This window comes from Protofrankia sp. CiP1_Cm_nod4, from assembly GCF_982290645.1.
On the sequence record NZ_CEVIVC010000002.1, the window covers coordinates 3,913 to 10,302 of the forward strand.

Consider the following 6,390-nt stretch of genomic DNA (forward strand, 5'->3'; position numbering starts at 1 on the left):
TCGTGCCGATCGTCGGCCGTGATTGTCACGCAGAGCCGAATATACGTTATGTCCGATAAAAGGAGTGTTTCACATGACTACTTTCAGTGAATATTGACTGCTGTTGTCCGTTGTTTGTTCGCTGTTTGGCTGATGTCGTCCGTATGTGCCAGCCGGACGGTGCGACGCGGAGGCCGGTGCGATCCCGGCGCCTGTGCCGCCGACGGGCGCAGGGCCTAGACTCGCCGTTGCGCTCGTGAAAACCTTCACGAGCGGCGGCAGCGCAGCACGCGGGAATACGACCGGCGATCCGGAGATGTGTGATCATGACAGCGGTCCAGGCCGAGCATGCCGATGTCATAGTCGTCGGCGCCGGCCCCGGCGGGTCGGCGGCCGCCTGTCACCTGGCCCGGACCGGGCTCGCCGTCATCCTGCTGGAAAAGACCCGCTTCCCCCGGGAGAAGGTCTGCGGTGACGGGCTGACCCCCCGTGCCGTGCGCAGCCTCATCGAGATGGGCATCGACACCGGCAGCGACGCCGACATGGGCGCTGGTCCTGATACCGGCACCGGCACGGCAGCGGGCGCCGGTGCCGTCGCGGGCCCGGCGGCCGGCGCGGCCGGCGCCGCCAGCACCGTCGGCGTGGCCGGCACGGCCAGTACAACCGGCGCAGCCGGTACAACTGGCACAACTGGCACGGCCGGCACGGCCGGTACGGCCGGCGCAGCCGGTACGGCCCAGGCCGGCTCCGGCTGGGCCCGCAACCGAGGCCTGCGTGTCATCGGCGGCGGGCTGCGGCTCGAGCTGCCCTGGCCGGAGCTGGCGAACTGGCCGGACTACGGCCTGGTCCGGCCCCGTCTCGACTTCGACGAGCTGCTCGCCCGGCACGCCGAGAAGGCCGGCGCCCAGCTACGGGAGGAGACCACCGTCACCGGCCCGATCCGCGACGAGCGCACCGGACGGGTCGTCGGGGTGAAGGCCAGGGCGTCGCGCGGTGGGCAGCCGCTGGCCTTCCGCGCCCCACTGGTGATCGCCGCGGACGGGAACAGCGCGCGGATGGCGCTGTCGCTGGACATCCGCCGCCGGGAGGATCGTCCGCTGGGGGTGGCAGTGCGCCAGTACTACCGCAGCCCCCGCACCCATGACGACTACCTGGAGTCCCACCTGGAGCTGTGGGAGGGCAGGCCGGGCGCGTCCCGGCTGCTGCCCGGCTACGGATGGATCTTCGGGGTGGGCGACGGGACGAGCAACGTCGGGCTCGGCATGCTCAACACCAGCAGCGCCTTCCAGCACACGGACTACCGGGACCTGCTACGGCGGTGGCTCGACGCGCTGCCGCCGCAGTGGGGTTTCACCGCGGAGAACGCGGTCGGGCCGGTCCGCGGCGGCGCCCTGCCGATGGCCTTCAACCGGGCGCCGCACTACCGCGACGGCCTGCTGCTGGTCGGGGACGCCGGCGGGACGGTCAACCCGTTCAACGGCGAGGGGATCGCCTACGCGATGGAGTCCGGACGGCTCGCGGCCGAAGTGGCCGTCCAGGCGCTGGCCCGCTCGCGGGGGCCGGCCCGGGAACGGGCGCTGCAGGCGTACCCGGACGTTCTCCGGCAACGCTACGGCGGCTACTACACACTCGGGCGGGTGTTCGTCGAACTGATCGGGAACCCGTCCGTCATGCGGATACTGACCCGCTACGGGCTGCCGCGACCGACGCTCATGCGCTTCACCCTGAAGCTGCTGGCGAATCTCACCGACCCGCGAGGGGGTGATGCGCTGGACCGCCTGATCAACGCTATGTCCCGGCTCGCGCCCGCGACCTGAAGCGGTCTTCGGTGGATGGTGGCGGCACCGGCGGAACGCAGGCCCCGGTCTTCCGGCGCACGGCCCGCGCCCGGTGAGCCAGCCGGCGGACGCCTCGACAGCATCGGTTTGTGGTCAGACATGCGGCGGGTGTGCATGGACGCCCACTCGTCCCGGGGGCCAACGGCAGCCCGATCATGCTTTTTCCGCCCGCCGGATCGCCGCCGGGAAACCGGTCCGCGCGTCTGGGGCGGGCGTCGCGTAGGCTCCCTGGCGGCACCCGGCCACCGGAGTCGGGACAGCCGGTGACCGTGATCGGTGTCGGCGCCATGAGCCGGCCGTCCTCGCCGCGCCAGCCGCGCCAGCCGTGTCCCGGCGGCCGGTCGTGTCCCGGCGGCCGGCGGTGAGCCCGCGGCCGCGAACCGGGACAGCGAGCCGGGAACCGCCAACCGAGAACTGCCAACCGAGAACCGCCAACCGAAAACCGCCACGTCCCGCATCGGACCTGTAGAGAGGAGCTCGGCATGCTGTCGAACTACGTGCCGATCCTCGTGCTTTTAGTGATCGCGTCGGCGTTCGCGATCGGATCTGTGATCACGGGCGCGCTGGTCGGCCCGAAGAGGTACAACCGTGCCAAGCTCGACGCGTACGAGTGCGGAATCGAACCGCCGCGCGAGCCGGTTGGCCCACATCGTTTTCCGGTGAAGTTCTACCTGACGGCGATGCTGTTCATCGTCTTCGACATCGAGATCATCTTCCTCTATCCGTGGGCGGTCGCGTTCGGCGCACTGGGGACCTTCGGGCTCGTCGAGATGGTGCTGTTCATCGCGACCGTTTTCGTCGCCTACGCCTACGTGTGGCGGCGGGGAGGCCTGGAATGGGACTAGAAGAGAAGCTGCCCGGCGGCCTGCTGCTCACCACCGTCGAGAAGATGGCCAACTGGTCACGGCGGTCCTCCCTGTGGCCGGCCACGTTCGGCCTGGCCTGCTGCGCGATCGAGATGATGTCGACCGGCGCCGGCCGCTACGACCTCGCCCGGTTCGGGATGGAGGTGTTCCGGGCCAGCCCCCGGCAGGCCGATCTCATGATTGTCGCGGGCCGGGTGAGCCAGAAGATGGCCCCGGTGCTGCGCCAGATCTACGACCAGATGCCCGAGCCCAAGTGGGTGCTGTCCATGGGCGTCTGCGCGAGCAGCGGCGGGATGTTCAACAACTACGCCATCGTGCAGGGCGTTGACCACATCGTCCCGGTGGACATGTACCTGCCGGGCTGCCCGCCGCGGCCGGAGATGCTCATGGACGCGATCCTGAAGCTGCACGAGAAGATCCTGGCCGGCACGGTCACCGGCAAGGTCGCCTACACGAAGGTGGGCGAGTCGCCCTACCCGAAGCCGATCGAGGTGGCCACGGCGCGCGCGGGCCTGCCGGCCGGCGCTGTCGACACCAGCACGCTGTCGGTCAACGACCGCAAGCGGTTCCGCCTGCCGGCGGGTGCCCCGGCGCCGGCCGGGGCCGGCGTGGTCGAGCCGTCCCTCGACGACCGGCGGCCGGCCGCCGTCCCCCCGGGCTCGGTCTTCGGCCGGGCCAAGCGCCTGCCGTCGGCCGGTGGGCCGACCGGATCAGCCGGGCCAGCCGGGCCAGCCGGGCCAGCCGGGCCAGCCGGCCGGCGCGCCGGGGACGACGATTCCACCGGTGAGGCGGCGTCATGAGCGAGCTCGTACCGGCGGCCGGCGCGGCGTCGGGCAAGGGCGGGCCGCGCCGGCAGGACGCCTTCGGCGCCGCCGGCTCCGGTGACACCTCCGGCTTCGGCGGCCTGGTCCGCAACCCGCCGGCGCTCACCTCGAGCTCTCGGCCGTTCGCCGACGCCGACGCCGACGCCGTCTACGACGCCCTCGAGCGTGCCTTCCCGCAGCTCACCGACGCGCTCGAACGGGTGGTCGTCGACCGCGGGGAGCTGACCCTGCACGTCCGGCGCGACCATCTGCCCGCGGTCGCCCAGACCCTGCGGGACGACCCGCAGCTGCGCTTCGAGCTGCTCTCCAGCGTCTCCGGCGCGGACTATCCCGAGGACCCGACCGGACGCCGGCTGCACGCCGTCTACCACCTGACGTCGATGACCTGGCGCCGCCGCGTCCGGCTGGAGGTCTCGGTGGCCGACGACGACCCGGCCGTCCCCAGCGTCATGGATGTCTGGCCGACCGCGGACTGGCACGAGCGGGAGGCCTACGACCTGTTCGGCATCGTCTTCTCCGGCCGGGACGGCCTGGAGCGGATCATGATGCCGGACGACTGGGTCGGCCACCCGCAGCGCAAGGACTACCCGCTCGGCGGCGTGCCGGTCGACTACAAGGGCGCCCAGGTACCGGCCCCGGACAGCCGCCGGAGCTATTCATGACCAGCCTGTCCGGTACAGCCGGTACGAGTGCGCTGTCCGGCATGAGCGCCGTGGCCGGTGGCCCGCGGCGGCGTTCCACCCCGTGTCGTCTTTGTCTACGAGGTTCGTTATGACCCACACGTTCGACACGTCAGCCGCGTTCACCGCCGCGGCCGGCCCCACCACATCCGCCGGACCGCCCGTCGACGCTCCCGGACAGAACAACGCTCCTGAGTACGACGACGCTCCCGGATACGGCGACGCCTACGAGGCCGGCTTCACCGAGTCGGCGGGGGAGCGGGTCTACACTGTCACCGGCGGTGACTGGGAGCAGGTGATCGGCGGCGAGGACTACTCCGAGCGCCTCACCGTCAACATGGGCCCCCAGCACCCGTCCACGCACGGGGTGCTGCGGCTCGTCCTGGAGATCGAGGGCGAGACGGTCACCCGGACCCAGGTCGTCATCGGCTACCTGCACACCGGGATCGAGAAGAGCTGCGAGTTCCGCACCTGGACGCAGGCGGTCACCTTCCTCACCCGCGCCGACTACCTCGCGCCGCTGTTCAACGAGACGGCCTACTGCCTGGCGGTGGAGAAGCTGCTCGGCATCACCGACGAGGTCCCCGAGCGGGCCACGGTCATCCGGGTGCTGGTGATGGAGCTGCAGCGGATCGCCTCGCACCTGGTGTGGCTGGCCACCGGCGCCATGGAGATCGGGGCCACCACCGGGATGATCTTCGGCTTCCGGGAGCGGGAGAAGATCCTCGATCTCCTGGAGGCGATCACCGGGCTGCGGATGAACCACGCCTACGTCCGTCCCGGCGGGCTGGCCCAGGACCTTCCGGACGACGTCATCCGCGACATCCAGGCGTTCCTCGTCGACATGCCCAAACGGATCAAGGAGTATCACGCCCTGCTGTCGGGGCAGCCGATCTGGAAGGGCCGCATGGTCGATGTCAACTACATCGACGCGGCCAGCTGCATCGCGCTCGGCGTGACCGGCCCGGTGCTGCGTGCCGCCGGGCTGGAGTGGGACCTGCGCAAGACCATCCCGTACTGCGGCTACGAGACCTACGAGTTCGAGGTCCCCACCTCGCTGGACGGCGACTCCTACGCCCGCTACCTGGTGCGGCTGGCGGAGATGGGCGAGTCATTGAAGATCGTTGAGCAGTGCCTGGACCGGCTGAAGCCCGGCCCGGTGATGGTCGCGGACAAGAAGATCGCCTGGCCGGCCCAGCTGTCGATCGGCAGCGACGGGATGGGCAACTCCCTCGACCACATCCGTACGATCATGGGCACCTCGATGGAGGCCCTGATCCATCACTTCAAGCTGGTCACCGAGGGCTTCCGGGTGCCGGCCGGGCAGGTGTACACGGCCGTGGAGTCGCCCCGCGGCGAGCTGGGCTACCACGTGGTCAGCGACGGCGGCACCAGGCCGTACCGCGTCCACGTCCGGGAACCAAGCTTCGTCAACCTGCAGGCGGTCCCGGCGATGACCGAAGGCGGGCAGGTCGCGGACGTGATCGTCGGCGTGGCCTCCGTCGACCCAGTCCTGGGGGGAGTTGACCGGTAGTGCCGCTCACCGAAGAAACCCGCGCCGCGGCAGCGGACATCATCGCACAGTACCCGGCCGGGCACTCCCGGTCGGCACTGCTGCCCCTGCTGCACCTCGTGCAGGCCGAGGACGGCTGCGTCACCGCCGAGGGGGTGGAGTTCTGCGCCTCCGCGCTCGGCATCACCCATGCCGAGGTCAGCGCGGTCGCCACCTTCTACACGATGTACAAGCGCCGGCCCGTCGGCGACTGGCTGGTGTCGGTGTGCACCAACCTCTCCTGCGCGCTGCTCGGCGGCGAGGAGGTCTACGCCCGCCTCTCGCGGGAGCTCGGGGTCGGGCACGACCAGACCACCGCGGACGGCACGATCACCCTCGAGCACGCCGAGTGCCTGGCCGCGTGCGACTACGCGCCGGTGCTGACCGTCAACTACGAGTTCTTCGACCAGGTCGACCCGCAGTCCGCGAGCGAGATCGTGGAGGCGCTGCGCCGCGGCGAGCGGCCGGCCCCGACCCGGGGCGCGCCGCTGTGCACGTTCGCCGAGGCGTCCCGGCAGCTCGCCGGCCTCCCCGACCCGAGGCCCGAGGCGGCCGCCGGCCCGGGCGTGGGTGACCCGTCCATCGCCGGGCTGCTGGTCACGGACACCGCCGACGCCACGGTCGCCGGCCCGGCCGGCGGCGCCCCGGCCA

The 6,390-nt window shown here is 71.1% G+C and carries 6 protein-coding genes; all 6 read left to right on the forward strand.

Features of this window, described 5'->3' with window-relative positions:
- Positions 1–305: 305 nt before the first annotated feature.
- Positions 306–1,796 carry a geranylgeranyl reductase family protein gene (locus AC5LSR_RS00920; protein WP_250286191.1) on the forward strand — a complete coding sequence of 497 codons (1,491 nt, stop codon included), beginning with the start codon at positions 306–308 and terminating at the stop codon, positions 1,794–1,796.
- Between the two features lie 503 nt (positions 1,797–2,299).
- On the forward strand, positions 2,300–2,662 hold the full coding sequence (locus tag AC5LSR_RS00925; RefSeq protein ID WP_013875158.1) for an NADH-quinone oxidoreductase subunit A: 363 nt from the start codon (positions 2,300–2,302) through the stop codon (positions 2,660–2,662).
- On the forward strand, positions 2,653–3,483 hold the full coding sequence (locus AC5LSR_RS00930; RefSeq protein WP_493468061.1) for a NuoB/complex I 20 kDa subunit family protein: 831 nt from the start codon (positions 2,653–2,655) through the stop codon (positions 3,481–3,483). Before AC5LSR_RS00925 ends, AC5LSR_RS00930 begins: the two co-directional genes overlap by 10 nt.
- Positions 3,480–4,169, forward strand: a complete 690-nt coding sequence (locus AC5LSR_RS00935; RefSeq protein WP_250286189.1) for an NADH-quinone oxidoreductase subunit C — start codon at positions 3,480–3,482, stop codon at positions 4,167–4,169. The genes AC5LSR_RS00930 and AC5LSR_RS00935 overlap by 4 nt, the downstream gene beginning before the upstream one ends.
- Before the next feature lie 109 nt (positions 4,170–4,278).
- Positions 4,279–5,721, forward strand: coding sequence for an NADH-quinone oxidoreductase subunit D (locus AC5LSR_RS00940; protein ID WP_250286187.1), 1,443 nt, complete (start codon positions 4,279–4,281; stop codon positions 5,719–5,721).
- Positions 5,721–6,390, forward strand: a 670-nt coding sequence (gene nuoE, locus AC5LSR_RS00945; RefSeq protein ID WP_493468062.1) for an NADH-quinone oxidoreductase subunit NuoE, incomplete at its 3' end; no start/stop codon positions are given. The genes AC5LSR_RS00940 and nuoE, both read left to right, overlap by 1 nt.